The organism is Streptomyces sp. NPDC101393 (assembly GCF_044767385.1).
Classification (GTDB): domain Bacteria; phylum Actinomycetota; class Actinomycetes; order Streptomycetales; family Streptomycetaceae; genus Streptomyces.
The window spans coordinates 578,356-603,761 of the sequence record NZ_JBIWNU010000002.1 but is presented as its reverse complement, the minus strand read 5'-3'; the positions used below and the strand labels follow the sequence as shown (position 1 = coordinate 603,761).

The following is a 25,406-nucleotide window of genomic DNA, read 5'->3' as shown; positions in this document are numbered from 1 at the left end:
CCGGGGTGAACGGGCGGTATGCGGTGGCTGACAGGCAGTGACGCCGACGCTATGGCACCGACCGTGTGTCAGTCCAGGGGGCGCGTACTGCCCTTCGCACCACCGGAGTTGACGCCCGTTCTCCCGCGCGGCGGCGCGAGGATCCCGCTGAGCCAGGAGCTTGCCGTGGCGAGGGCGTGGGCAGCTTCGGGAAGTTGGCCGAGCGTGCCCAGGAAGCCGTGGAAGGTGCCCCGGTACGTCTCGACGCGCGCGGGGACGGCGGCTGCCCGCAGGGCCCGGCCGTAGGCGACTCCCTCGTCGCGCAGCGGGTCGCACTCGGGAAGGACCAGCAGGGCGGGCGGCAGACCGGTGAGGTCGGGGGCGAGGCCCGGGGAGGCGTACGGATGCGCCCCGTCGCCCTGCGGACCCAGATACTGCGCCCAGTACCAGCGCATATGGGCCGTGGTGTGGAAGAAGCCGGTCGCGTACGCGGTGGCCGACCGGCCGAGGAGCCGGTGGTCCAGGGCGGGGTAGAGGAGGAGCTGGGCGGCGAGCGGTGGGCCGCCGCGGTCGCGCGTCATGAGAGTGACGGCGGCGGCGAGATTCCCACCGCTGGAGTCGCCGGCGACAGCCACCCGGGCCGGGTCGCAGCCCAGCTCCGCGGCGTGCGCGCAGGCCCACCGGGTGGCCGCACAGGCGTCCTCGACGGCAGCGGGGAAACGGTGTTCGGGGGCCCGCCGGTAGTCCACCGATATCACCGATGCCCCACTTCCCAGGGCGAGTTCACGGCACAGGCCGTCATGGGTGTCGAGGTCGCACATCACCCAGCCGCCGCCGTGGAAGAAGACGAGGAGCGGGCGCGGCCCCGGCGCGGCGGAGTCCGGGTGGTAGAGCCGCACGGGGAGCGCGGGCGCTCCCGGCGGCCCGGGGACGGTCCGGTCCGTGGTGGTGACGCCCGCCCGCTCTGCCCGTCGTACGTCACGCGCTCCGGCCACGCCGGCGGCCGACGCGCGGCGCAGCGCCTCCGCCTCCAGCGGCTCCCGGGCGGGGTCGGGGAAGTGCGCGGCCATGGCGTCGGCCATCCGGCGGGCGGCGGCGGGGAGCGGGTCGGGCTCGGGCGGCTGCCGGTCCGTGGGGCGGGTGGGTCGGTTCATCAGGTGGTCAGCCCTCCGTCGACGGCGAATTCGGCTCCGGTGATGTACGCGGCGGCGTCGGAGGCCAGGAAGCGGACGAGTGCGGCGACGTCGTCCGGCGCGCCGATGCGCCCCAGCGGTACCCGTGGCCACTCCCGCGCGGCGGGGTCCGGCCCCAGCGCGTCCGTCACCATCGGGGTGTCGGTCACCCCCGGGTGCACCGAGTTGACCCGGATCCGGTCGCCGCCGAGGTCGAGGGCCGCGGACCGGGTGAGCCCCCGCAGTCCGAACTTGCTCGCCCCGTACGCCGCGTGGTGCGCAAGGCCCTTGAGGCCTGCCGTGGACGAGATGTTGACGATCGATCCACCGCCCGCCCGGCGCAGCTCCGGGACCACCGCCTTGATACCGAGGAACGCGCCCAGCAGATTCACCCGCAACAGCAGCGCGAAGGTCTCCTCGGTCTCCTCGTCGACGGGCGCCGTACGCCACAGCGCCGCGTTGTTGACCAGGATGTCCAGCCGGCCGAAGGCCGCGACGGCGGTGTCGGTCACCTGCTGCCATCCGGCGGCGTCGGTGACGTCGTGCCGGACGAAGCGGGCCGCGGCGCCCAGTTCGGCGGCCACCGCACGGCCCTCCTCCGTACGGACATCGCCGATCACCACCCGCGCACCGGACGCCACGAACAGCCGGGCCTCGGCTGCGCCCTGCCCCCGCCCCGCGCCGGTGATCACCGCCACTTTGCCGTCCAGTCGCGGCCCGGCGGCGCTCATGAGCGGACCCCGGGCGCGCGGCCGTCGCGCCGGCGGAAGTGCGGGATGACCCGCTCACCCCACTGCCGGATGGTCTCCATACAGACCTCCTGTGGCACGGTTCCCATCTGGATCAGACACATCACCTCGTCCACCCCGATCTCGTGGAGCCGCTCGACATAGGCGATGGCGTCGTCGGCGGTGCCGTACGCGTGCTGGGCGTTGAAGGTGCCGGTGGCGGCGGGCCGCGCCGGGATGTCCGCCTCGTGCAGCTTGGCGACGAGTGCGTCGCGGCGCCGCGCCAGTACGGCGACATGGTCCGCGTCCTCGTCATGACCGGTCGGCGCGGGACCGTCGCCGTACCAGTGGGCGATCGCCTCCGCGAAGAACCGCTGACCGCGGGTCCCGATCCGGTAGGCGGCCGCGCCGTCGTCGAGCACGGTCGTGGGGCAGAGCGCGGCGAGGTGGTCGTTGGTCTCGGTGGACACCAGCCGGTTCCCGCTGCGCGCCGCGATCGCCGCGTCGTAGGTCTTGCGCATGGCCCGTACGTCGTCCGCGCCCGCGAAGCCCATGACCAGTGCGCCGACGCCGAGTTCGGCCGCGCGCACCAGGGACTCGTGCTTGCTGCAGGCCATGAAGAGCGGCGGGTGCGGGCGCTGCACGGGGCGCGGCAGGATCGCGCCGGGGCCGATGTCGATCGACCCCCGCCACGCGAACAGTTCCTCGCGCCAGGCGCCGCTGAAGATCCGCAGTGCCTCCTCCATCTGCGGCGCGGTGTCCTCGGGGCTGACCCCGTACATGGACATCTCCTGGTGGGTGGCGCCCCGGCCGGCGCCGATGTCGACGCGGCCTTCGGAGAGGACATCGAGCATGGCGGCGCGTTCGGCGACCCGGACGGGGTGCTGATAGCCGAAGGGCATGGTGACCACTCCGTGGCCGATGCGGATGCGTGAGGTCCGCGCGGCGACCCAGGCGAGAAAGATCTCGGAGGCGCTCATGTGCGCGTATTGGGTCAGCGAATGGTGCTCCACCGCCCAGATGCGGTCGAAGCCCATCTCCTCGGCGTACACGGCCTGTTCGACGCAGTCGCGGAGGACCTGGTGTTCGTGTGCGGGGGTCGGATCGGCGAGCTGAGCCTCGAAGATCATCGAGAACTTCACGTGACCACCTCCGGCGTCTTCGTGAGACGTGTTTCGATTAGGAATATGTCTAGCAGGTACACCGTGACGAAGGAAGGGAGAGGAGGAGGGACGGGAAGGGGGTGAGGGGAGGCGAAGGGGGCGCCGATGGGGCCCGCGGCCTGGGCGGGAGGGAGTCATAGACTGCGGAACGTGACGGAGAAGGCGGAGAAGAAGGCGAAGAAGGGCGCGGAGACGGCGGGGCCCGAGAAGGCGGCCGCCGGGGGCACGGAGAACCCTGCGCTGCCGGCCACCAGTTGGGCCGTGCTCGGACTGCTCTCCTTCGGCCAGGAGCTGTCCGGCTACGACCTCAAGAAGTGGTCGGACGAATCGCTGCGCTTCTTCTACTGGAGCCCGTCCTTCAGCCAGATCTACAGCGAGCTGAAACGGCTGGAGAAGGCCGGGCACGTCACCTCGCGGATGGTCGCGCAGGAGACCGGCAGTCGCGACAAGCGGGTCTATGTGATCACCGAAGGGGGCCTGGCGGCGGTCCGCCGCTGGGCGCGCGAGGCACCGGTGGAGCCCCCCGTCCTCAAGCACGGTGTCATGCTGCGGCTCTGGCTCGGCCATCTGCTGGAGGCCGACCGGATGCGCGAAGTTCTCGGCGCGCACCGGGAGTACGCCGAGACGATGCGCGAGCGCGCCGAGCTGGACGCGGCGGGCGCCGATGCCCGGGAGGCCTGGGCCTACCCCTCGCTCGTCCTGAAATGGTCGGAGCGGCACTACGCCGCGGAGCGGGATCTGGCCGACGCGATGCTCGCCGACCTGGAGGAGCTGGAGCGCCGCCGCCGGTAGCGGCCAGGGCAGCGGGCGGGAGCGGACACGCGACGAGCGGCCCGGACTGCCGGGTCAGTCGTCCAGGACCCGGGCCCTGCAGTCCGCCGGTGTGCCCCAGGCGTCGCGCAGCGGGCGCGCCTTGCGGATCCACAGCGAGAGGTCGGGTTCGTCGGTGTAGCCGAGGGCGCCGTGCAGTTGGAGCGCGGTGCGCGCCGCCGCGTATCCGGCCTCGCCCGCCGCGACCTTCGCCGCCGCGATCTCCCGGCCGGCCGACGGGGCGCCGTCCGCCAGTGCCAGAGCCGCGGCGTGCACCAGCGGTTGCGCGAACTCCAGGCCGATGAGGGTGTCGGCCAGCCGGTGCTTGACCGCCTGGAAGGAGCCGATGGCCACCCCGAACTGGGTGCGCCGGGTGACGTGGCCGACGGTCGCCGTCAGCAACGCCCGTCCCAGGCCGAGGGATTGTGCGGCGGTGGCGAGCCGCGCGACCTCGGCGGCGTGCGCGGCGGCCGCCGCCACTGACGGGCCCCGGGCGAGCGTGGTGCCGCCGAGCGGGCGGGACAGCCGCCGGGCCGGGTCGAGGGAGGGCTGAACGGGGCCGTGGCCGTCGGCGAGCAGCAGGGTGTCGCCGCGGACGACGAACACCGCGTCCGCCGCGTCCCCGTCCAGCGCGAACGGGTCACCGTCGTCCGGCCCTTCGGCCGTACCCGACGGGGCGCACAGACTCACCACCGCCTCCCCGGCCGCGATCCGCGGCAGCCACTCCCCGGCCACGACATCGGAGCCGAGGCGCTCCAGGAGCGCGGCCACCGCTACGGTTTCCGCCAGCGGGCCCGGCGCCGCGTGCCGCCCCCATTCGGTGCAGGCGACGGCGAGTTCGACCGGCAGCAGCCCCGTGCCCCCGTGTTTCTCCGGCACCGCGAGCCCGAACACGCCCGCCGTGGCGGCACGCGACCACAGTGCGCGGCCGGGGCCGTGGTCCCCGCCCGCCCACGCCCGTACGGCGGCCGGGGTCGCGCAGGCACCGAGCAGGCCGTCCAGGGCGCGGGCGAAATCCCGCTGCTCGTCGGTCAGCAGGAACCGCATCACCGGCGTCCCTTCGGCAGGCCGAGCAGCCGCTCGGCGATGATGTCGCGCTGGATCTCGTTGGTGCCCGCGTAGATCGGCCCGGCCAGGGAGAAGGTGTAGCCCTCGGCCCAACTGCCTTGCGCCACGGCCTCGTCGGCGTCGTCGGTGAGCGTGCCGTACGGGCCGAGGAGGTCGAGCGCGGCCTCGTGCAGGGCGATGTCCAGCTCGGACCAGAAGACCTTGTTGAGGCTCGACGCGGCGGCGTCGGCGGGCACGTCCGGCTCCGCACGTCCGGCGGTGCGCCCGTCGGCGAGCCGGGAGACATGGGCGTAGGCGAACAACTGGTAGGCGCGGGCGCCGATCACGGCATCGGCGACCCGGTCGCGCAGCGCCGGGCCCGCCTCCCCGGGGGCCTCGCGCCAGAGGGCGGTCAGCCGGCCGGCGGCGGCGGTGAAGCGGCCGGGGCTGCGCAGCGTCAGCCCTCGTTCGTTGCCCGCGGTGCTCATCGCCACCCGCCAGCCCTGTCCCGGGGCGCCGATGACGTCGGCGTCGGGTACGAAGACCTCGTCGAGGAAGAGTTCGGCGAAGGCCGGTTTGCCGTCGAGGCGGCCGATGGGGCGGACCGTGACGCCCGGCGCGTCCAGCGGGAACATCAGGTACGTGAGCCCCTGGTGGGGGCGGGGGGTGTCCGGTTCGCTGCGGAAGAGGCCGAACGCGCGGTCGGCGAAGGCGGCCCGGGACGACCAGGTCTTCTGGCCGTTCAGCAGCCAGCCGCCGTCGGTCCGCACGGCGGTCGAGCGCAGCGACGCCAGGTCCGAGCCCGCCTCCGGCTCGGACCAGGCCTGCGCCCAGATGACGTCGCCGCGTGCCATCGGCCCCAGGATCCGGTCGCGCTGTTCGTCCGTGCCGTGCTCGAGGAGGGTGGGGGCGAGGAGGTTGATGCCGTTCTGGCTGACCCGGCCCGGGGCGCCGGCGGCGTAGTACTCCTCCTCGAAAATCAGCCACTGCAGGAGGGAGGCCCCCCGGCCGCCGTACCGCTCGGGCCACGAGACGACCGACCAGCGGTCCGCGGACAGCCGCCGCTCCCAGGCGCGGTGGGCGGCGAATCCCGCCGCGGTCTCCAGGGACGGCAGGGGAGTGGTGGGGACGTGGTCGGCGAGCCAGGCGCGGGCCTCGGCCCGGAACGCGTCCTCGTCGCCGGTGAAGTCCAGATCCATCAGGCACCCCCACAAGCATCTTCCCTAACAAGTGTTTGGTAGATTAACGTACGCGTTGAGCGGCGTCGAGGCCCCGCATCCGAGGCCCCGCGAACCGCCGGGAGCGTGCGCACCGGAGCCGCGCACACCGCGCCGAGCACCTGCCCGGCCAGCCCGAGGAGGCGCACATGACCCCCGCACCGCCCCCTTACATCCCCGCCCACGACCTGCTCGCCGGCCGGACCGCCGTCATCACCGCCGCCGCCGGCGCCGGGATCGGTGGCGCCACCGCCCGCAGATTCCTGGAGGAGGGCGCCCGCGTCGTCCTCGGTGACGCCCACGAACGGCGGCTGAAGGAGAGCGCCGCGTCCCTCGCCGCGGAGTTCGGCGCCGACCAGGTCACCGGCCTGCCCTGCGACGTCACCGACGAGGCGCAGGTCAACGCCCTCCTGGAACACGCCGAGGAACGGCACGGCCGGCTCGACATCGTGGTCAACAACGCCGGACTGGGCGGCACCGCCGACCTCGTCGAGATGACCGACGAGCAGTGGGGCACCGTCCTCGACGTCACACTGAACGGCACCTTCCGCTGCACCCGCGCCGCCCTGCGCCGCATGAAGGACGCGGGCCACGGCGGCGTGATCGTCAACAACGCCTCCGTCGTCGGCTGGCGCGCCCAGCGCGGCCAGGCCCACTACGCCGCCGCCAAGGCAGGGGTGATGGCCCTGACCCGCTGCGCCGCCGTCGAGGCCGCCGCATACGGGGTACGCGTCAACGCGGTCTCGCCGAGCCTCGCCATGCACCCGCATCTGGCGAAGGTCACCACCCCCGAACTCCTGGCGGAACTCACCGAACGGGAGGCGTTCGGCCGCTACGCCGAGCCCTGGGAGGTCGCCAACGTCATCGTCTTCCTGGCGTGCGACTACGCGTCGTACATGACCGGCGAATCGGTGTCCGTCAGCTCCCAGCACCCATGACGCCACCACCGTCCGGCGGATCGCGGATCCGGCCGGGAGACCGCCCCCCCCGGAATCCGCCGACCGTGCTGGACGGCATCGCCCCACGGAGGTGACATGGAAGTACGGACCCCGGCCCCTCCCGGGCCGCCCGACCACTCACGGAGACCACCATGTCCGATGCGTACATCGTCGAAGCGGTCCGCACCCCGGTCGGCAAGAAGGGCGGCGGGCTGTCCGCCGTGCACCCCGCCGACCTCGGCGCGCACATCCTGACGGCGCTGATGGCCCGCAGCGGCGCCGATCCGGCGGCCGTCGAGGACGTCGTCTTCGGCTGCCTGGACACCGTGGGACCACAGGCCGGGGACATCGCCCGTACCTGCTGGCTGGCCGCCGGCCTGCCCGAGGAGGTGCCCGGGGTCACCGTCGACCGCCAGTGCGGCTCCTCGCAGCAGGCCGTGCACTTCGCGGCCCAGGGCGTGCTCTCCGGCACCCAGGACCTGGTGGTCGCGGGCGGCGTGCAGAACATGTCGCAGATACCGATCGCCTACGCGAGCCGGCAGGCCGCCGAACCGCTCGGCCTCACCGAAGGGCCGTACGCCGGCTCCGCGGGCTGGCAGGCACGCTACGGCGACCGCCCCGTCAACCAGTTCCACGGCGCGGAACTCATCGCTGAGAAGTGGGGCATCTCCCGCCAGGACATGGAGGAGTTCGCGCTCGGTTCGCACCGGCGGGCGGTGCACGCGGCCGATGAGGGGCGCTTCGACCGCGAGATCGTGCCCTACGGCGACGTCACCGCCGATGAGGGACCGCGCCGGGACACCTCGGCGGCGAAGATGGCCGGGCTGAAGCCCCTCGTCGACGGCGGCCGGCTGACCGCCGCGGTCTCCTCACAGGTCTCCGACGGCGCCTCGGCGATGCTTCTCGCCTCCGAGCGGGCGCTGGCCGAGCACGGCCTGACCCCGCGCGCCCGGATCCACCACCTCTCGGTGCGCGGTGAGGACCCGATCCGGATGCTGTCCGCGCCGATCCCCGCCACCGCGTACGCGCTGAAGAAGACGGGCATGTCGATCGGGGACATCGACCTGGTCGAGATCAACGAGGCGTTCGCGCCCGTCGTCCTGGCCTGGCTGAAGGAGACCGGGGCCGATCCCGAGCGGGTCAATGTCAATGGCGGCGCCATCGCGCTGGGCCACCCGCTCGGCGCGACCGGTGTCCGTCTGATGACGACGCTGCTGCACGAGCTGGAGCGCACCGGCGGCCGGTTCGGGCTCCAGACCATGTGCGAGGGCGGCGGCCAGGCCAACGTCACCATCATCGAGCGGTTGTAGCGGGTGTAGCAGCCATGAGGCGGCCGGGTCGGTCCATGGGGGCCGGCCCGGCAGCGCTGCCCGCTCAGCGCAGCAGCAGGTCCCGGATCCGGTCCTGGGTCCCGGCGTCCACGCCCAGTCCGCGGGCGAGGTAGCGGCGGAGGCTGCCGTAGTCCTTGCGCGCCTGGTGGAGACCCGCGGCGAGATAGTCCGCGCGGACCTCCTGGAGCGGTATCAGCAGGTCCGGATCACTCATGATCCCGGCCTTTTCGAGCCCGGCACGCACCCTCGCGTCGGACCGCCGCCGGATCGTGTTGGACAGCAGATAGTCCCGTTCGGCAGTTGCGTGCGGCACGCCGAGCAGCCGCAGCAGCAGATAACTCAGCCAGCCGGTGCGGTCCTTGCCCGAGGTGCAGTGGAAGAGGAGCGGCAGGGACCGCTCGTGCGCGAGGGCGCCGAGGATGCGCGCGAACCGCGCGCGGTTGGCGGCACGGGTGACGAATCCGGGATAGATCTCCCGCATCCGCAGCTCCGCTCTGCCGCTGCCGAGCCGTTCGCGCTGTGTGTCGGGGTCCTTCGTGGCGAGGGCGCGCTGCATCGCGTCGAACAACCCCCGGTCGTCGACCGGCATCAGGGTCGCATCGAGGCCGTGCGGCAGCCGGTCAGGGCCCTCCGCCTCGCGCTCCGCCCGCGTCCGGAGGTCGACCACGGTACGCAGGCGGAGCCCGGCGAGTTCGGCGACGTCGGACGCGGTCAGCTTGCCGAGCGCGTCGGAGCGGAAGAGTCTGCCGTGGACCACCTGGCGTCCGTCGGTGGTGCGGTAGCCGCCCAGGTCGCGGAGGTTGACCGCGCCGTGCAACGCGAGGCGGCGGACGTGGTTGCCGGCGCCGGGCGAGATTCGGGCGGCGCCCGTTGTCCGTGCGGTGGGCGCGGCGCATCCGCCGAGCGGGAGGGTGGAGCCGATCATCAGGGCGGTGGCACGTCTGCGGGAGAGGGACACGAGGCGGCTCCTGGTCAGGAGGGTGCGACGGCCGCTTCCCGGACCGGCGGCCTGGGGGAACGCCGGTCCGGGGCGCCGCGGTGGGCGTGCGGGCGCTGGTCAGCCGGGCAGGGCGGCCCGCGCCCGGGAGGCCTCCGCCATGATGCGGTCGACGAGTTCCGCGCAGGACGGCAGATCGTCGATCAGGCCCGCGACCTGGCCGGAGGCCATCACCCCGAGGTCGGTCCGCCCGTCGACCATCGACGCCTTCAGCAGCATCGGGGTATTCGCCGCGAGCAGGATCTGGCCCCAGCCGAGGTCCTTGCCGTGCTTCATGGCCAGGCCCTCACGGATCATGCGGGACCAGCTCAGACCGGACAGCTTCCGGAACGACGCGGCGTGCCGCACCGCCCGCAGCAGCGCGACCGTCCGCCCGGAGCGCTCCAGCGCCGCGACGAGCTCGCTGTGCAGCATCCGGTGCGGCAGCCCGTCCACCTTCATGGTCACGAGGACGTCCTTGACCGACGCCTCCAGATAGCGGGCCTGTACGGCGGGCGGCACGGTGCTGTCCGACGTCAGCAGGAAGCGGGTGCCCATGGCGATCCCGGCGGCGCCGTAGGCGAGCGCCGCGACAAGGCCCCGTCCGTCGAAGAAGCCGCCGGCGGCGATCACCGGGATGTCGACCGCGTCCACGACCTGGGGGAGCAGCACGGTCGTGGCGACGCTCCCGGTGTGGCCGCCGCCCTCACCGCCCTGCACGATGACCGCGTCCGCGCCCCAGGCGGCCACCTTCTCCGCGTGCCGGCGGGCGCCGATGGACGGGATGACGACTACTCCCGCGTCCTTCAGCTCGGCGATCAGCTCCCGGGACGGGGCCAGCGCGAACGACGCGACGCGGACCCCCTCGTCCACGATGATGCGCACCCGTTCCCGCGCATCAAGCGCGTCGGCCCGCAGATTGACTCCGAACGGCGCGTCGGTACGGGAGGCGACCTCCCGTACGGCCGTCCGCAGCTGCGTGGGCGTCATCGTCGCCGAGGCGAGAATGCCCAGCGCCCCGGCGTTCGCGGCTGCCGACACCAGGCGCGGTCCGGCCACCCAGCCCATCCCGGTCTGCACGAGCGGATGCCGCACACCGACCAGCTTCGTCAGCCGCGTCGGGAAGTCCGTCCCACCGTCCGGCCCGTCCCCGGCCCGCCCGTCCGCACGCGGCCGCGGCTCGCTCATGTCCGTACTTCACGCTCACGCAGTCCGCCCGGATCCAACGACTCACGGATCAGCCGCAGCTCCTGGGGCGTCGGCTCCCGGGTGCGGGGAACCTCCTCGGGGGCGGCCAGCGCGAAGCCGGTCGCCTCCCGCACCTGGTCGGCGCTCACCCCCGGGTGCACGGACCGCAGGGCCATCGCGCCTTCGGCCCCGGTGAAATCGAGGACGGCGAGGTCGGTGACGACCCGGCGGAGCTGGTGGAAGCGCGTGGCCGATGGCCCGGCCGCCGCGGCCCGGTCGTTGCCGACCCCGCAGACCATGTCGACCCGTTCGACGAACACCCGCTTCGAGTGCTGGGGCACCCAGTAACTCGTCGGGTTGTTCAGGGTGTTGAGGGGCGCGCCGCGCACCCCCAGCAACTGCCGGTCGGGTCGCTCCCAGTCGCCGACGCAGGAGATGTTCTGGTTGCCGAAGCGGTCGAGCTGACTGGCGCCCATCATCACGTGCCGCCGCCCGCCCGCGGCCATCGCCAGATGCTTGCGGTACGGCAGCCAGCCCTCCGTCATCCGGGCCGCCGCCCCCACCGCCGGGACGTCGCCGATCAGCAGCGCCTCCCCGTCCGTGAGCAGCAGGTCGGGGGAGAAGGTCAGTTTGGCGAGCCGGGCGCCGATGGCGGGGATCGTCCCCATCGGGCTCGCCAGGATCTCCCCGTCCCCCCGCCAGGCGTCCGCGCAGGCCACCACGCAGTACTCGGCCCGGCTCGCTCGCTCGGCACTCATCGGTCCGCCTCCTTGTCGTCCCGGGTGAATTCCGCGGCCGCCTTCCGGTAGGCGTCCTCGTCGCCCGACAGGAAGCGTTCGGTGAACCGCCGCCACTCCTCGGGGTCGCCGGCGGCCCGCACATAGGCACGCTGGAACGCCTCGTCGCGGTCATAGTCGGGCACGCACGAGGTGAAGTGGGCGCCCCCCGGTGCCTCGACCACGCCGTTCGTGTACGCGCGGGAGACCAGCAGCGTCTGCGGCCCGCCCCCGGCGGCCAGTTCGGCGCTGTCCACGATCCGTTCGCAGGAGACGTAGGCCCGGTCGGCGGCCTCGCAGAACAGATCGTCGAAGTACGGGTCGGGGCCCAGGTACTGCGCGTTGCCGTGCCGGTCGGCCCGGCTGAGATGGACCAGTGCCGCATCCAGCCGCAGCGCCGGGACGGCGACGAGCTCCTCACCGTCCTCGTACGGCGAAGTGACCTTCCGCAGGCCGGGGTTGACCCGCATCACGTCGGAGCCGAGGCCCGCCCGGATCGGCAGGAACGGCAGCCGGTGTCCGGCCGCGGTCAGCCCCCACATGAACATCGCCTCGTCCAGCTCCGTCATCGCGAAGGCGCCGCGCTGCCGGGCCGCCCGGAAGTGCGGTTCGAGGGGGATGGAGTCCAGGGTGACGAAGGCGGTGACCAGTTCGCGGATCCGGCCCGCGGCGGCCAGCAGCCCGACGTCCGGGCCGCCGTAGGAGACGACCCTCAGATCGGTGACGTCCGAACGCAGCAGCGCCCGCACCAGCGCCATGGGTTTGCGCCGTGACCCCCAGCCGCCGATGCCGAGCGTCATCCCGCTCTCCAGGTCGGCGACGACCTCGTCGGCCGTCATCCTCTTGTCCCTGCTCACGACTGCTCCTCCCGGGCGATGGCGGTGCCGAAGGCGCCACGGATGCGGTCGGCGACGCCACTGAGGTTCGCCTCGAAGGTGAAGCCCTGCTCGAAGCGGTAGCTGCGGCGGACGTCGACGGGGTCGATGCCGTTGATCGCGGCCTTGGCGAGACGGATCAGCGCACCGTCCTTGGCGGCGATCTCCGTCGCCAATTCCCTTGCGGCCTCCATGAGTTGGCTGCGGGGTACCACCCGCCAGACCGATCCGTGCCGGTGGAGTTCCTCGGCGGTCACGGTGCGCGAGGTGTAGTAGAGCGTCCGCATCAGATGCTGCGGGACGAGCCGGGCCAGATGGGTGGCGGCGCCGAGCGCGCCCCGGTCGAGTTCCGGCAGGCCGAATGTCGCGTCGTCGGCGGCGACGATGGCGTCGGCGTTGCCGACCAGCCCGATCCCGCCGCCGAGGCAGAAGCCGTGCACCGCGGCGATCACCGGTACCTCGCAGTCGTAGACCGCCGCGAACGCCTCGTAGCAGCCGCGGTTGGCGCCGACGAGCGGTCCGTGGCCCTCGGCGCGCTGCATCTCCTTGATGTCCACGCCCGCGTTGAACCCCCGCCCGGCCGCGGTCAGGACGACGCACCGGGTGCCGGGATCGGCGCCCGCTGCCCGTACGGAGGCGGCGAGGTCGTACCAGCCCTGTACGGGAAGGGCGTTGACCGGGGGGAAGTCGACCGTGACGACCGCGATGCCGTGGTCCGGCCCGGAGGTGGAGACACCCATCAGCAGATCAGCTACCTTTCCACCAAGCGTTTGTTAGGTAGGAAGTTAGCAGCGGATCGACCGCCGCGGGAGGTGCCAGTTGAGCCTGACTCTCGATCTGACCGGACAGGTGGCCGTCGTCACCGGCGGCACCAGGGGCGTCGGCGCGGGCATCGCCCGCGCTCTGCTCCGGGCGGGCGCCGAGGTCGTCGTCTGCGCCCGCAGACCGCCCGACGCCCCCGTCACCGGGGCCGGCCGCACCGCCCACCACCGATCCCTCGACCTGCGCGACCCGCCTGCCGTACGGGAGTTCATCGCACAGGTCGCGGCGGATCACGGCCGCCTGGACTGCCTCGTCAACAACGCGGGCGGCACGCCGTACCGCCTGCTGGGGGAGTCACCCGCCGAACGCCACGCCCGGGTCATCGGCCTCAACCTCACCGCGCCGATGACCGCTTCGCTCGCCGCGTACGAGGTGATGCGCGCGCAGTCCGCGGGCGGCTCGGTGATCATGATGGGCAGCGTCAGCGGCACCCGCCCCTCACCGGGCACCGCCGCCTACGGCGCCGCCAAGGCGGGCCTGGACAACCTCGCCCGCTCCATGGCCGTCGAATGGGCCCCGAAGGTCCGCGTCAACACCCTCGTCCTCGGCATGGTCCGCACCGAACTCAGCGCCCTCCACTACGGGGACGCGGCCGGTGTCGCCGCGGTCGGCGCCACCGTGCCGCTCGGCCGGCTCGCCGAACCCGACGAGATCGGCGACGCCTGCGTCTTCCTCGCCTCCGACCGCGCCGCGTACCTGAGCGGCGCCAGCCTGCTCGTGCACGGCGGTGGCGAGCGCCCCGCCTTCCTCGACGCCGCCACCGCCGACCACCACACCGCGCCCGAAGTCACCAAGGAGACCTGACATGAGCGGAATCTGCAGTGGGCGGGCCGCCGCCGTCACCGGCGCCGGCCGGGGCCTGGGGCGTGCGCATGCCCTCGCCCTCGCCGCCGAGGGGGCGCATGTCGTGGTCAACGACCTGGGCGTGGCCGCCGATGGGGCAGGTTCCTCAACCGGACCGGCACAACGGGTCGTTGACGAGATCCGCGCACAGGGCGGCCGGGCCGTCGCCCACACCGGCGACATCACCACCACCGACGGCGCGAGCTCGCTCGTCGCCACCGCCCTCGATGCCTTCGGCCGGTTCGACGTCCTCGTCAACAACGCCGGGTTCCTGCGCGACCGGATGCTCGTCACCCTCGACGAGGACGACTGGGACGCCGTCATGCGCGTCCACCTCAAGGGTCATTTCCTGCCGCTCAAGCACGCCGCCGCACACTGGCGGGCCGAGGCGAAGGCCGGGCGGACGCCCGACGCCCGGGTGATCAACACCAGTTCGGGCGCCGGGCTGCTGGGCAGTGTCGGCCAGGGCAACTACGCGGCCGCCAAGGCCGGGATCATCGGCCTCACGCTGGTCGCCGCCGCCGAGTTGGCCCGCTACGGCGTATGTGTCAACGCCCTCGCGCCGGCCGCCCGCACCAGGATGACCGAGCAGACCTTCGCCACGACGATGGCGGCACCGGCCGAGGGCACCTTCGACGCCATGGCCCCCGAGAACGTCTCCCCCCTGGTGGTCTGGCTCGCCTCCGCCGCGGGCGACCGGGTCACCGGGAGGGTCTTCGAGGCCGAGGCCGGCCGGATCACCGTCATGGAGGGCTGGCGCCCCGGCCCCACCGCGGACAAGGGCGCCCGCTGGACCCCGGCCGAGGCCGGCCAGGCCGCCACCGAACTGCTCGCCGCCGCCGAGCCGCCACGACCGGTGTACGGGACGCGGTGAGCGGGGGGAGTGGGGGGAGGCGACAGGCGTTGACCGGCGCCCGCCCCTACTGCCGCGGCGGGCGCCGCCATGCCGCGGCACGGCAGACGGGCACGCGCACGGCTCCGGACGGACCCCGGGGAGAGCGCCCTGCGACGGACATCCCTCAGCAGCGGGCGTGCGCCGTGATGTCCGCGTCGAACTCGTCGATCATCGAGGGCGTGACGGTCGGCCGGCACCGGGCGATGGCGGTGAGATAGTCCTCGGTGCTCGCCCCGAGCCGCCCCTGGCCGACCGGAGAGAGGCCGATCGTCTCCAGGTCCCGCTCGAAGGACGTCTGAGCGGCCACCCGCGCGGCGTGTTCGATGTCCGCCGGCGTGAACAGCTCGCTCGCCTCGACCAGCGCGGCCACGTCCACCTCGGGCCGACCGTCCGTATAGCGCGACCAGATCGCCGAACGGGCCGCCGTGTCCGGCGTACCGATCGGGATCAGGTAGTCGAACCGGCCGGGACGCAGGAACGCCGGATCGAGCGACCGGATGGAGTTGGTCGCGCAGACCAGCAACCGCTCGTCCCGCTCGCGGAAACCGGGGATGAGCTTGAGCAGTTCGTTGGTCACGCCGTGCAGCCCGCCCGGTTGTGCGGGCTCGGAGCGCACCGGCGCGATCTCCTCGACCTCGTCGATGAAGACCAGCACCCGCTCCAGCTCCGCGATCCGCGCGAACGCGCTGCGCAGCGCCGCCGCGAGATTGCCCTCGTCGGCCAGCCGGGAGGGCAGCAGCTCGACGAACGGCCAGCCCAGCTTGGAGGCGATACCACGGGCGAACGTCGTCTTCCCGGTCCCGGGCGGCCCGAAGAGCGCGATGGCCCGCGGCGGCCGGACACCGTGCCGGGCCGCCCGCTCCGGCTCCGCCAGCGGCAGCACCACCCGCCGTTCGATCAGGTCCTTCTCCGACTCCATGCCGGCCACTTTGGCCCACAGGTCGGTCGGGAGGAAGCGGCCGCCCAGTTCCTCCAGGAGTCCGGCCGAGGGTCCGTGATGCGGTTCGACCTTCTCGAAGTAGGCCACGGCCGGCTGCCGCGTGTAGCCCGCGTTCAGCAGCCCCTCGCCGAGCAGTTCCTCCTCGGGCAGCACATACGCGATACGGCTCACCCGGGCCGCTATCAGCCGCCGCTCCAGCTCCACCAGCAGCGCGCTCGCCAGCCCCCGGCCGCGCCAGGCGGCGGAGATCGCGATCCGCATCACCCAGCCCCGCTCGCCCGCCACACAGGCCAGCGCCGCCCCGATGGGGGCGCCCTGATGGACGGCGACCACGGCGGGCTGCCGGGAGGTCAGCGCGCTGATGCATTCGGCGAGCGAGAACACCGACTCCTGGCCGAGCTCCGCCGTCGTGTCGATCAGATGGACCACCTCGGCGAGATCGGTCTCGCGGTAGTCGTGAATCAGCCAGTTCACCGGTGCCGCCCCTCGTTGGTGATGTTGCGGTGAGGCTAGGAGGAGAGGGCGGGAGCAGGCCTGTTCCATCGTGCACAATCCGTGGCGCGGACCCTTACGTTCCGTACGTAGCCAAAGCCGGCGGCCACCGGCCACCCGGCGGCCACCGGGCGACCGCCTCGTGGGGCGCCCGGCCGGTGGCGGCGCGGAGGGGAGGAGCCTCAGCGGGTCAGCACAGGGCGATACGGCCGTAGGAGCCGAGCTTCCAGCTCCATTCGAGACGCTCGCCGGGCTTGGTCGTCCAGCACTTGCGGTCCGGACCGTGGTCGATGACCAGCTGGATGTGCATCGGCTTGCCGCAGTTGTTGGTCGTCCAGGCCTTTTTGTCCTGCTTGATCACATCACGCGCGATACAGGCGGGGGCGGTGGGGCCGGCCGCCTGCGCGGGCGCGGCGGTCATGAGCGCGGCCGCGGCCATCGCGGTCGCGGTGGCGAGGGAGGCGAGGGCGGTGGGGAAACGCATTGCTGGTGATCCTCCAGGAGTGTCGGGCGGGAGCGTCGGACGAGCGGGGCAAAGGTGCGCGCCGGACAAGCGCGGCAAAGGTGCCCGTCGAACGACGTGACGTTCGCACATTTCCTCCTGGAATACCGGCATTTGGCGCAGAACGTCATCCGCACGATCCGATACCCGTCCCGACCGAGACACGGCAGATCACCCCAGGTCAACGGGTCGGCCCAGGGCCCCGGGCCTGAGAGCATGGGGTACCGCCGCGGATTCGGCGCCGGCGGCGACCGTGAGGAGAGGGAGTCGAATGAGCATCGATGGTGGTCCGTCGCGGTTCGCCTTCTGGGGTGAAGTGCCGCCCGGATACATGACACAGACCCAGCTCCGGGAACTCGACCTGCCCCGCGATCCAGGAGGACCGGTGCGCGCCACCGTGGAGGGCCGCGACGCCTCAGGCCACCGGGCGACCTTCGACCTCTACCTCGTCAGCGAGTCCCGCCCCACCGCGGCCGATGCCGCCGAGCTCGCGCAGTCCGCCGCCCGCCGTACCACCGGGGCCCGGGTGTGCGAACAGTGCGGAGCCTGCCCCGAACTCCCCTGCACCCGCGTCGACGCGTGGCTGCTCTGCGCGGCCTGCGCCCATGTCGACAAGCTGCGCGCCCGGCAGAAGCAGGCCGCCGACGCCCGCGCGAACGCCGTCGAGCAGGCCGGCCGGCTGCTGGCCGACGAGCGGTTGGCCGTCGTCCACTTCGACTACGACGACGGTGACCGGGTACGGCTCACGGCCCTTGACGCGGCCGGCAACCCCCTGTTCGACATCCTCATGTCCCTCGATCCGGCCGCTGCCGGCCCCGGCGACCCGCCCCGGGGCGCCGTCGGCCCGCGCGAGGCCGCCGACCGTATCCGCCGGGCGCTCCAGGGACGCGTGATGCTCGTATGGCACGCCGACGACCTGGCCGATTTCAGCCATGCCCTGCACGGCCTGGACATCGAGTGGCCCTTCCCCGCCGGTTACGGCAACCGCCACGATCTCTTCCACCTGGCGTTGGACTGGCGCTGCGATCTCGATCCGCATTCCGGCCAGCCGCGGCCCCTCGTCCCGCCCGGTCGCGCCGACCGCATGCTGTATCTGCTCGGGCAGATCGCCGTCCCCGCCGAGCAATACCTCGGCCGTCCACCGCGCGGGCACCGGTAGTTTCAGCACTTCGGGCCTGATCCATGCCAACGGAAGGATGAGCGGATGCTGGTTCTCGGGCGTTCGCAGGTCGAGGACCTGCTGGACATGGAAACGCTGATCGACGCGCTGGCTCCGGCGATGGCCGACCTCAGCGCGGGCCGCGCCTCGTCACCGGACCGGGTGGCCGCCCTGGTGCCCGAACGCGACGGATTCCTCGCGGCGATGCCGGGCTTCGTCCCGTCGGCCGGGGTGCTCATGAGCAAGCTGGTCACGCTGTTCCCGCACAACAGCGGCACGCCGCTGCCCACACACCAGGCGTTGATCATGGTCTTCGACCCCGACACCGGCGAGCCCACGGCCATGCTGGACGGGACGGCGATCACCGCCGCCCGCACCGCCGCCGGTTCGGCGTTGTCGGCCCGCCTGCTGGCCCGCGAGGGCGCGTCCGTATTGGCCGTCCTCGGCACCGGCGTGCAGGCCCGCTCCCACGCGGAGGCCATGTGCCGGGTCCGTCCGATCACGGACATCCGGGTGGCCGGCCGCGACCTGGGGAAGGCGGCGGCCCTCGCCGACGAACTGGCGGACCTGCTCGGGGTCGGTGTCCGAGCGGTGCCCGGGTACGCGCAGGCGCTCGACGGCGCGGACATCGCCGCGGCCACCACCCACGCGCAGGAACCGGTGATCCGGCGGTCCTGGCTCACGCCGGGGGTGCACATCACCTCGGTGGGATTCAACCCGGAGGGCCGGGAGGTCGACGGCGCCACGGTCGCCGAGGCCTTGGTGTGCGTCGAAACGCGACAGGCCGCGCTCGCTCCCTTCCCGGCGGGCAGCAACGATCTGCTCACGCCGATCCGCGACGGCGTCATCACGGCCGAGCACGTCCACGCGGAGCTGGGCGAACTCCTCGCCGGCAGCAAACCGGGACGCACCTCGGCGGACCAGATCACTCTCTACAAGTCGGTGGGGGTGGCGGCGCAGGACGCGGCGGCGGCAGCCCTGGTCGTCAACGCGGCCCGCGAACGGTCGGTCGGGTCGGAGATCTCGCTGGGGTGATCCCGAGGCGCCCGCGGACGCTGCCGGCGGGTGGCCTTGCCCCCGCCGGCGACGTCACGGCCGCAGACGCCGATGGGATGCTGCGTCGGCCCGAGGCGGCGAAGGCCGCCCTGTTCGGACCATTTCGCCGACTGGGACGGGCAGTTGCGGGCGCTCGTCGCCGACATCGAGGGGGCGCCGATCCTGCGGCTGGTGCGCGCGCTCCCGGTCGGGCACCGCTGGGACCGGACGCCCGGAGCGCGAGTGACTCTGCTCGGTGACGCGGCGCACGTGATGTCCTCGTTCGCCGGCGAGGGCGCGAACCTCGGCGCGCTGGACGGCGCCGAGCCGGCGGCCGCCTGACGGGCGTGGGAGGCCTGTTACTTCGCCGTCCCGGCGACCGGCTCCTCCTCCGTGAACTCCATCTCGGGAGGCGGGGTCCGGAACCCCTTGGTGAGGTAGGCGAGGTAGCCGACGCCCAGGGCGAGCCACACGGCGCCGAGCGTGAGCGCCTTGCCGTCGAGGTGGGCCAGCAGCCAGAGGTCCACGGCGGCGCCGATGGCGGGCGCGAGCAGGTAGCTGAAGCGGTTGGGGTGTTCGCCGGCCCGGCGGCGGCGCAGACAGGTGGCGATGACGCTGACGTTGACGAAGGTGAAGGCCGTGAAGGCGCCGAAGTTGATGAACGAGGTCGACGTCGCCACGTCCAGCCGCAGGGCGATCAGACCGACCGCGCCGGTGAGCAGGATGTTCAGGGCCGGGGTGAGGAAGCGGGGGTGGACGTACCCGAAGAAGCGGCGCGGAAGGACGGAGTCCCGGCCCATCGCGTACAGCAGCCGGGAGGTGCTGGCCTGGGCGGCGATGCCGGACGCGAACTGCGCGACGACGAGCCCGGCGAGGAAGACGGACGAGAAGAGGTCGCCGCCGATGGTCTTGGCGATCTCGAACGCCGCCGAGCTGGGGTCGTCGAAGCTGCTGCCGGGGTGGACCAGCTGCGTGGCGTAGGCGACGGCGACGAAGATGGTGCCGCCGATCAGCGCCGTCAGCATGATCGCGCGCGGCATGGTCCGCTTCGGGTCGACGGTCTCCTCGGTGAGCGTGGTGACCGCGTCGAAGCCGAGGAAGGAGTACGCCGCGATGGCTGCCCCGGCGGAGATGCCGGAAAGCGTCGTGGCGTGGTTGGCGAACGGGGTGCTGTCGGCCAGTGCGCCCGCGCCGCCGGTGTGGAACACATGCCGCAGTGAGAGCAGCACGAATATGCCGATCACGAGGAGCTGAAAGATCATCAGCAGGTCGTTGACACGCTCCGCGGTCCTGATGCCGCGCACATTGAGCCCCGTGGTCACCACGATGAAGCCGACGATCCACACCCACAGCGGCACCTGCGGGAACTGCGCCTGGAGGTAGGCGCCCCCGATCAGCCAGATGACCATGGGCAGGAAGAAGTAGTCCAGCAGCGTCGCCCAGCCGACCAGGAAGCCCACCCGGGAGTCGATGGCCCGCCGTACGTAGGTGTAGGCGGAGCCGGCCACGGGGTGCGCGGCGGCCATCTTCCCGTAGCTGTGCGCGGTGAACAGCATGGCGAGCAGAGCCAGCAGATAAGCCATCGGCACCGCGCCGCCGGTGTCGGAGGCGACCACGCCGAAGGTGCCGAGCACGATCATCGGCGTCATGTAGGCCAGGCCGAACAGCACGACAGCTCTGAGCTTGAGTGCCCGAACCAGTTGGGGGGCGGGGTGGTGATCCATGCGGGGCTCCGGGGGAGGGGCGGACAGCGCCGGTGGCGGTCGGATGGCGGTCAGGGGAGAGGGGTTACGTCTGCGGGCCCGAACGCCAGCGCCGGGGGTCGATACGCCCGTCGTACAGCGGGAGTTCGAGCGGGGCGTCGGTGTCGGCGAACTGGTCCCACATGCGGCTGAGTCCGGCGGTCCCGTAGGTCCGCACCCGCGTGACATGGTCCAGGTCGAGCACATCGGTCAGCACGGTCGTGCCGTCGCCGGGTGCCTCGGTGCGGACCAGGCCCTCCGGGTCGACGACGAGGCTGCGGCCGGTACCGACCGGTCCCGCGGTGTTCACACTCACCACGAAGACCTGGTTGACGATGGCGTTGGCCCTGGCCAGGACCAGTTCCTGGGCCCGGTCGGCGGTGCTGGTCAGCACGGGGTTGACGATGACCTCGGCGCCCATCCACGCCAGGTGGCGGGCGACTTCCGGGAACCACGCGTCGTAGCAGATCGAGAGGCCGATGCGGCCGGTCCCGGGCAGGTCGACGACCACGAAACGGTCGCCCGGGGCGTACGGCTCACGCGGGCGCCACGGGAAGATCTTCCGGTACGACGCCACCAGCTTGCCCTCGGGGGAGAAGACCGGCGCCGTGTTGAACAGCTCGCCGCCCGGTCCGCGCTCGCAGACGCTCCCCGGCACCAGCCAGATGCCCAGGTCGCCGGCGAGTTCAGCGAGTTCGGTGACCCTGCGGCCGGACAGCGGCTGCGCCGCGTCCTGGAGCTGCGGTTCGGAGTCCTCGGCCGGGTCCACTCCGCACAGGTGCAGCTCGGGGAAGACGGCCAGCCGGGTCTGCGGATGCTGGCGGAGCACCGCCTCGACCTCCCCGGCGAAGCCGGCGGCGCCGGATACGGGGGCCGCGGCCGGACGCGGGGGCGCCTGGACGAGGGCGACGGGAAGGGGACGGGACACGGACAGTCACCTGCTTCATAGGGGGTGAACAGAAATTAGAGCAAGATGAGCAGTTAAACAAGAGTGCTCATCTTGAGATGTTTTCCCGGTGGGCGGTTACGCTTGCGCCATGCCAGCGCCCAGCGACCGACCGCATCCGGGCACCGCCCCTCCCCCGGACGCCGTTGCGGCGGCCGGCCTGACGCTCAACGCCCCTGCCCTGAAGGGCATTCGGCAGCTGTCGGCCCTGGAGACGGTGCGCGCCCGGATAGCCCTGGCCGTCGACCTGGGGCTGCTGGTCCCCGGCGAACGGCTGCCGCCCAATGAGCAGATCGCCGACGCGCTCGGCGTCAGCGAGATCACCGTCCGTCGCGCGCTGGTCTCCCTGGGCAAGGAAGGCGTGCTGGAGCGCCGACGCGGCCGCAACGGCGGCACCCTGGTGGCGCCCCGGCCCCCCAAGGGTGTGGTCGACGCGACCGCCGCCTACCGCTCGGACGCCACCGCGGCCGCCGTCCACCAGCTGATCGACCACCGGCTCGCCCTCGAATGCGGCATCGCGCACCTCGCCTCGGGCCACGCCGGCCCAGCGGCCCTCGAAGGACTCGACGCCCTGGTCGACGAAATGGACCACCTTGTCGGCTGGGCGGAGTTCCACGGCTGCGACGAACGCTTCCACCTCGCGCTGGCCGCCGCCACGGGCCTGTCGTCGATCATCGAGCCGTACACCGCTGTGCTCCACGACCTCTACCGCTACTACCTCCCGTACCCGGCGGAAACGCTCCGCGAGTCCAACCGCGAACACCGCGAGCTGGTCGCCGCGATCCGCCGGGGCGACGCCACCGCCGCCGCCCGCGTCGCCCAGCAGCACGTCGAGGTCCTGCACCGCACCATGTTCGTCGCCCTGCTCGACGGCTGACGGACCCACCCGCCGGGGCGGGCGCAGCGCCCGGCGTTCAGTCGCGGATGGCCGTCACCAGACGGCAGCGCGGGGTGCCGTCGGGCCGCCGGCCGAGCTCCGGCAGATCGCGCAGTTCCACCGAGAAGCCCGCGCGGATCAGCTCCTCGCGCACGGGGCCCAGCCGGAACGGGCGGTAGTACATGACGAACGGCGGGCGCCACAGCAGGTTGCGCGCCCGCATCGCCAGATCGAAGGCCAGCAGGCTCCAGTAGAGCGACGAGCCCGGCCGGGCGGGCGCCGGGAGCGGGAAGACGAACCGGCCGCCCGGCCGCAGCGCCGCATGGACCTGCGCGAACATCCCGGGCCACTCCCGCGGCAGAAAATGCCCGAAGGCCCCGAAGCTCACCACCAGGTCGAAGACCGGGCCGAAGGGCAGCGCCCGCGCGTCGCCGCGCACCCAGTCCACCCGGGGCCCGTCCGGGGTGGCCGGGCAGGTGTGCCGGGCCACCTCAAGCATCCCCGCGCTGATGTCGATGCCGGTGACCCGCCGCCGGCACGCCCGCGCTGCGACCGCCGTCCCCGCGCCGGTGCCGCAGCACAGGTCCAGGCCGCTGTCGAAGGGCCCCATCGCGCGCAACGCCCCGGACACCGCGTCGAGCACGGTGTCCGGGGTCCGGAACGGTGTGTGGTCGAACTTCGGAGCCAGCAGATCGTAGCCACGCTCGACCGACGTCAGGGCCTGGACGGTGAGTTCGCGGAACGTGGGTCCTTCGGCGGTGAACATAGCCGCCCAGCATACGGGCGCACCGCACGGAACCCGCGTCACGCGGGGCGGTTCACCCCGGGGCCTTGGTGGACACGCCGCCCTCGCCGCCGACCGGGCTCTCCCGCTCCCGCTGGGCCCGGGGCGCGGCGGGCGGCGTCCGGTCGGGGAGCCGGACGGCGGCCACGACCGGGACGAGGAACACGGCGAGCACCACGGAGAAGGTGACGTGCAGACCGCGGGAGTCGGCGCGCGCGCCGAAGGCGGGGGAGGCCGGCCCGCCGGCCGACATCGCCGGCCCCGGCGTCAGCCCGCTCGCGGTGCCCGGCCGGTTCGGCAAGTAGTCCTGCGCCGGAGCGACTTGAGGAGCGAACGGCAGGAACAGCCCGATGCCGCACACCACCGTGCCCACCCCTCAGCGCCCCAAGCGGCCCCGGACCATGGTGACCAGGGCGTTCAGCTCGGGCAGTCGCATCCGGTGCGCGAGGACCGCGAAGACGCCCAGCAGGACGCACCCGCCGGCGAGCAGCGCGGCGAGCGAGCCCATGGCGCCGCTGCCGAGGCCCTGGGTGACCGCGTACGCGAGACCGCCGCCGGCGAGCGCGGCCGGTGCGGACGCGGCGGCCAGGCGGCCATAGGTGCGCAGCACCCGCGCGCTGTCCAGATCGATGCCCAGTTTGCGGCGCAGCCGCCGCCAGGCGACCCCCACACCGACCGCGAACGCCAGGCCGTAGGACGCGGCCATGCCGGTGACCGCCCAGCGCGGCGGCAGGGCGACGAAGCACAGGGCGGACACGGCGGCGTTCACCGCGGCGACGATCACGGTGTTGTAGAAGGGCGTGCGGGTGTCCTCGTAGGCGTAGAAGCCGCGCAGCACGACGTACTGCACCGAGAACGGGATCAGGCCCAGACCGAAGGCCATCAGGACGAAGCCGATGCCCTGCGCGCCCTCGGCGCCGGACCCGGCGTACAGCAGGGTGGACATCGGGACGCCCAGCGCCAGGAAGGCGAAGGCGCACGGCACGATGGCGACGGCGGAGGTCCGCAGGCCGTACGAGATGTCGTCCCGGACCGCCGTGGGGTCGCCGTCGTTGGCCGAGCGGGAGATCCGCGGCAGCACGGCCGTCATCACCGACACCGTGATGATGGCCTGCGGCATCTGCCACAGCAGCAGGGCGTAGTTGTAGGCGGTGATGCCGGTGCCGGTGAATCCGGCGCGTTCGGCGGCGGAGCCCGCCTTGGTGGCGAGCTGGGTGACGATGATCATGCCGAGCTGGTTGGCGAGCACGAACAGCAGCGTCCACTTCGCCAGCCCCATGGCCTTGCCGAGGCCGTGGCCCCGGAAGTCGAAACGGGGCCGGAGGCGGAAGCCCGCGCGGCGCAGGTACGGCAGCATGGCCAGTGCCTGCACGGTGAGGCCCAGCAGCGTGCCGAGCCCGAGCAGCCGCACGCCCGCAGGAGTCACCGTCGAGGGGCCGACGCCGGAATCGGTGAAGCCGCCGAAGGCCCAGATGAAGCCGGCGAACGTCGCGATGATCACGATGTTGTTGAGGACCGGGGTCCACATCATCGCGCCGAAGCGGCCACGGGCATTGAGGATCTGCCCGAGCACCACATGCGCACCCATGAAGAACATCGTGGGCAGGCAGAAGCGCGCGAAGGTCACGGTCACGGCCATCCGCTGCGGGTCGGAGGCGATGTCCGGCGACATCATGTGGACCAGCAGCGGAGCCGCCAGTACACAGACCGCCGTGACCACGGCCAGCACCGCCACGACGAGCGTGAGCAGGCGGTTGGCGTACGCCTCGCCGCCGTCGTCGTCCCGCTTCATGGCCCGCACCAGCTGCGGTACGAACACCGCGTTCAGCGCCCCGCCGCCCACCAGGACGTAGATCATCGTGGGCAGGACGTTGGCGACCTGGTAGGAGTCGTTGAGCGTGCCGACGCCGATCGCCGCGGCCATCACGAGCGTGCGCAGGAATCCGGTCAGACGGGACACGATGGTGCCCGCCGCCATCACGGCGCCGGCCTTCGCCAGACCGGCGGACCGGTCCGCCTGCCGGGGCTCGGGGCCCGGCGCCGGGATCACCGGCGCGGTCCGCGGACCGAGGGGGCCGCCGGGTTCCGTGGCCCGGTCGTCGCTCTCGTCGCTCGGCGCGTTCATGCCTGCTCCACCTTGTCGGTCCCCGGGCTGCCAGTGGCCCCGTC

The 25,406-nt window shown here is 72.8% G+C and carries 25 protein-coding genes and 1 pseudogene; 9 read left to right on the top strand and 17 right to left on the bottom strand.

Going from position 1 to position 25,406, the window contains the following annotated elements; translation table 11 throughout:
* Positions 1-68 precede the first annotated feature (68 nt).
* The 3 genes from ACIRQ7_RS08315 to ACIRQ7_RS08305 are packed head-to-tail and all read right to left on the bottom strand — an operon-like array spanning position 69 to position 3,021.
* Positions 69-1,133 (bottom strand): alpha/beta hydrolase, encoded by a 1,065-nt coding sequence (locus ACIRQ7_RS08315; protein WP_404260911.1) that lies wholly within the window; start codon positions 1,131-1,133, stop codon positions 69-71.
* The gene (locus ACIRQ7_RS08310; protein ID WP_404260910.1) at positions 1,133-1,882 is read right to left on the bottom strand and encodes a glucose 1-dehydrogenase; all 750 of its coding nucleotides are present in this window, start codon (positions 1,880-1,882) and stop codon (positions 1,133-1,135) included. The genes ACIRQ7_RS08315 and ACIRQ7_RS08310 overlap by 1 nt, the downstream gene beginning before the upstream one ends.
* Positions 1,879-3,021, bottom strand: a complete 1,143-nt coding sequence (locus tag ACIRQ7_RS08305) for an LLM class flavin-dependent oxidoreductase (protein ID WP_404260909.1) — start codon at positions 3,019-3,021, stop codon at positions 1,879-1,881. The genes ACIRQ7_RS08310 and ACIRQ7_RS08305 overlap by 4 nt, the downstream gene beginning before the upstream one ends.
* 171 nt (positions 3,022-3,192) lie before the next feature.
* On the opposite strand from ACIRQ7_RS08305, the gene ACIRQ7_RS08300 reads away from it, so the two are divergent.
* On the top strand, positions 3,193-3,834 hold the full coding sequence (locus ACIRQ7_RS08300) for a PadR family transcriptional regulator (protein ID WP_404260907.1): 642 nt from the start codon (positions 3,193-3,195) through the stop codon (positions 3,832-3,834).
* 54 nt (positions 3,835-3,888) lie between these two features.
* Here ACIRQ7_RS08300 and ACIRQ7_RS08295 read toward each other — a convergent pair whose 3' ends face one another.
* Both ACIRQ7_RS08295 and ACIRQ7_RS08290 read right to left on the bottom strand, forming a co-directional pair.
* Positions 3,889-4,899 (bottom strand): acyl-CoA dehydrogenase family protein, encoded by a 1,011-nt coding sequence (locus ACIRQ7_RS08295; protein WP_404260906.1) that lies wholly within the window; start codon positions 4,897-4,899, stop codon positions 3,889-3,891.
* Positions 4,899-6,098, bottom strand: a complete 1,200-nt coding sequence (locus tag ACIRQ7_RS08290; protein WP_404260904.1) for an acyl-CoA dehydrogenase family protein — start codon at positions 6,096-6,098, stop codon at positions 4,899-4,901. Before ACIRQ7_RS08290 ends, ACIRQ7_RS08295 begins: the two co-directional genes overlap by 1 nt.
* Positions 6,099-6,265: 167 nt before the next feature.
* On the opposite strand from ACIRQ7_RS08290, the gene ACIRQ7_RS08285 reads away from it, so the two are divergent.
* A complete protein-coding gene (locus tag ACIRQ7_RS08285) occupies positions 6,266-7,054 on the top strand; it encodes an SDR family oxidoreductase (RefSeq protein WP_404260902.1) in 789 nt (262 codons plus the stop codon).
* A gap of 152 nt (positions 7,055-7,206) precedes the next feature.
* Complete coding sequence (locus tag ACIRQ7_RS08280) at positions 7,207-8,364, top strand: acetyl-CoA C-acetyltransferase (RefSeq protein WP_404260901.1); 1,158 nt, start codon at positions 7,207-7,209, stop codon at positions 8,362-8,364.
* 64 nt (positions 8,365-8,428) lie between these two features.
* Here ACIRQ7_RS08280 and ACIRQ7_RS08275 read toward each other — a convergent pair whose 3' ends face one another.
* From ACIRQ7_RS08275 to ACIRQ7_RS08255, 5 genes are all read right to left on the bottom strand, one after another.
* Positions 8,429-9,343 (bottom strand): tyrosine-protein phosphatase, encoded by a 915-nt coding sequence (locus ACIRQ7_RS08275; protein WP_404260899.1) that lies wholly within the window; start codon positions 9,341-9,343, stop codon positions 8,429-8,431.
* Positions 9,344-9,442: 99 nt separating this feature from the next.
* Positions 9,443-10,549, bottom strand: a complete 1,107-nt coding sequence (locus ACIRQ7_RS08270) for an NAD(P)H-dependent flavin oxidoreductase (protein ID WP_404260898.1) — start codon at positions 10,547-10,549, stop codon at positions 9,443-9,445.
* Positions 10,546-11,307 (bottom strand): CoA-transferase subunit beta, encoded by a 762-nt coding sequence (locus ACIRQ7_RS08265; protein ID WP_404260897.1) that lies wholly within the window; start codon positions 11,305-11,307, stop codon positions 10,546-10,548. The genes ACIRQ7_RS08270 and ACIRQ7_RS08265 overlap by 4 nt, the downstream gene beginning before the upstream one ends.
* Positions 11,304-12,164: a CoA transferase subunit A gene (locus tag ACIRQ7_RS08260; RefSeq protein ID WP_404261344.1), complete on the bottom strand. Its 861-nt coding sequence runs from the start codon at positions 12,162-12,164 to the stop codon at positions 11,304-11,306. Before ACIRQ7_RS08260 ends, ACIRQ7_RS08265 begins: the two co-directional genes overlap by 4 nt.
* Positions 12,165-12,178: 14 nt before the next feature.
* Positions 12,179-12,940, bottom strand: a complete 762-nt coding sequence (locus tag ACIRQ7_RS08255; RefSeq protein WP_404260895.1) for an enoyl-CoA hydratase family protein — start codon at positions 12,938-12,940, stop codon at positions 12,179-12,181.
* A 79-nt stretch (positions 12,941-13,019) separates the two neighbouring features.
* Here ACIRQ7_RS08255 and ACIRQ7_RS08250 point away from each other — a divergent pair, with 79 nt between their 5' ends.
* Both ACIRQ7_RS08250 and ACIRQ7_RS08245 read left to right on the top strand, forming a co-directional pair.
* Positions 13,020-13,826, top strand: a complete 807-nt coding sequence (locus ACIRQ7_RS08250) for an SDR family oxidoreductase (protein ID WP_404260893.1) — start codon at positions 13,020-13,022, stop codon at positions 13,824-13,826.
* A 1-nt stretch (position 13,827) separates the two neighbouring features.
* Entirely contained in the window at positions 13,828-14,739 is a 912-nt protein-coding gene (locus ACIRQ7_RS08245; RefSeq protein ID WP_404260891.1) for an SDR family oxidoreductase, read from the top strand.
* 145 nt (positions 14,740-14,884) lie between these two features.
* Here the strand turns inward: ACIRQ7_RS08245 and ACIRQ7_RS08240 are convergent, their stop codons facing one another.
* Entirely contained in the window at positions 14,885-16,174 is a 1,290-nt protein-coding gene (locus tag ACIRQ7_RS08240; RefSeq protein ID WP_404260890.1) for an ATP-binding protein, read from the bottom strand.
* Between the two features lie 208 nt (positions 16,175-16,382).
* Positions 16,383-16,676, bottom strand: a complete 294-nt coding sequence (locus ACIRQ7_RS08235; RefSeq protein ID WP_404260888.1) for a hypothetical protein — start codon at positions 16,674-16,676, stop codon at positions 16,383-16,385.
* Between the two features lie 289 nt (positions 16,677-16,965).
* Here ACIRQ7_RS08235 and ACIRQ7_RS08230 point away from each other — a divergent pair, with 289 nt between their 5' ends.
* The 3 genes and pseudogenes from ACIRQ7_RS08230 to ACIRQ7_RS08220 all read left to right on the top strand — a co-directional run.
* The gene (locus tag ACIRQ7_RS08230; RefSeq protein WP_404260887.1) at positions 16,966-17,853 is read left to right on the top strand and encodes a hypothetical protein; all 888 of its coding nucleotides are present in this window, start codon (positions 16,966-16,968) and stop codon (positions 17,851-17,853) included.
* A 45-nt stretch (positions 17,854-17,898) separates the two neighbouring features.
* Complete coding sequence (locus tag ACIRQ7_RS08225) at positions 17,899-18,888, top strand: ornithine cyclodeaminase family protein (RefSeq protein ID WP_404260885.1); 990 nt, start codon at positions 17,899-17,901, stop codon at positions 18,886-18,888.
* A gap of 120 nt (positions 18,889-19,008) precedes the next feature.
* Positions 19,009-19,215: pseudogene (locus ACIRQ7_RS08220) on the top strand (FAD-dependent monooxygenase); the annotation flags it as partial.
* A 32-nt stretch (positions 19,216-19,247) separates the two neighbouring features.
* On the opposite strand, the gene ACIRQ7_RS08215 reads toward ACIRQ7_RS08220, so the two are convergent.
* Both ACIRQ7_RS08215 and ACIRQ7_RS08210 read right to left on the bottom strand, forming a co-directional pair.
* Positions 19,248-20,612, bottom strand: coding sequence for an APC family permease (locus ACIRQ7_RS08215; RefSeq protein WP_404260883.1), 1,365 nt, complete (start codon positions 20,610-20,612; stop codon positions 19,248-19,250).
* 64 nt (positions 20,613-20,676) lie between these two features.
* Positions 20,677-21,558, bottom strand: a complete 882-nt coding sequence (locus ACIRQ7_RS08210) for a carbon-nitrogen hydrolase family protein (RefSeq protein WP_401468528.1) — start codon at positions 21,556-21,558, stop codon at positions 20,677-20,679.
* 109 nt (positions 21,559-21,667) lie between these two features.
* On the opposite strand from ACIRQ7_RS08210, the gene ACIRQ7_RS08205 reads away from it, so the two are divergent.
* Positions 21,668-22,453, top strand: a complete 786-nt coding sequence (locus ACIRQ7_RS08205; RefSeq protein ID WP_404260882.1) for a FadR/GntR family transcriptional regulator — start codon at positions 21,668-21,670, stop codon at positions 22,451-22,453.
* Between the two features lie 37 nt (positions 22,454-22,490).
* Here ACIRQ7_RS08205 and ACIRQ7_RS08200 read toward each other — a convergent pair whose 3' ends face one another.
* The 3 genes from ACIRQ7_RS08200 to murJ are packed head-to-tail and all read right to left on the bottom strand — an operon-like array spanning position 22,491 to position 25,362.
* Positions 22,491-23,219 carry a class I SAM-dependent methyltransferase gene (locus ACIRQ7_RS08200; RefSeq protein ID WP_404260881.1) on the bottom strand — a complete coding sequence of 243 codons (729 nt, stop codon included), beginning with the start codon at positions 23,217-23,219 and terminating at the stop codon, positions 22,491-22,493.
* A gap of 52 nt (positions 23,220-23,271) precedes the next feature.
* Positions 23,272-23,610 (bottom strand): hypothetical protein, encoded by a 339-nt coding sequence (locus ACIRQ7_RS08195; protein WP_404260879.1) that lies wholly within the window; start codon positions 23,608-23,610, stop codon positions 23,272-23,274.
* Positions 23,611-23,613: 3 nt separating this feature from the next.
* The gene (gene murJ / locus ACIRQ7_RS08190) at positions 23,614-25,362 is read right to left on the bottom strand and encodes a murein biosynthesis integral membrane protein MurJ (protein WP_404260877.1); all 1,749 of its coding nucleotides are present in this window, start codon (positions 25,360-25,362) and stop codon (positions 23,614-23,616) included.
* Positions 25,363-25,406 lie beyond the last annotated feature (44 nt).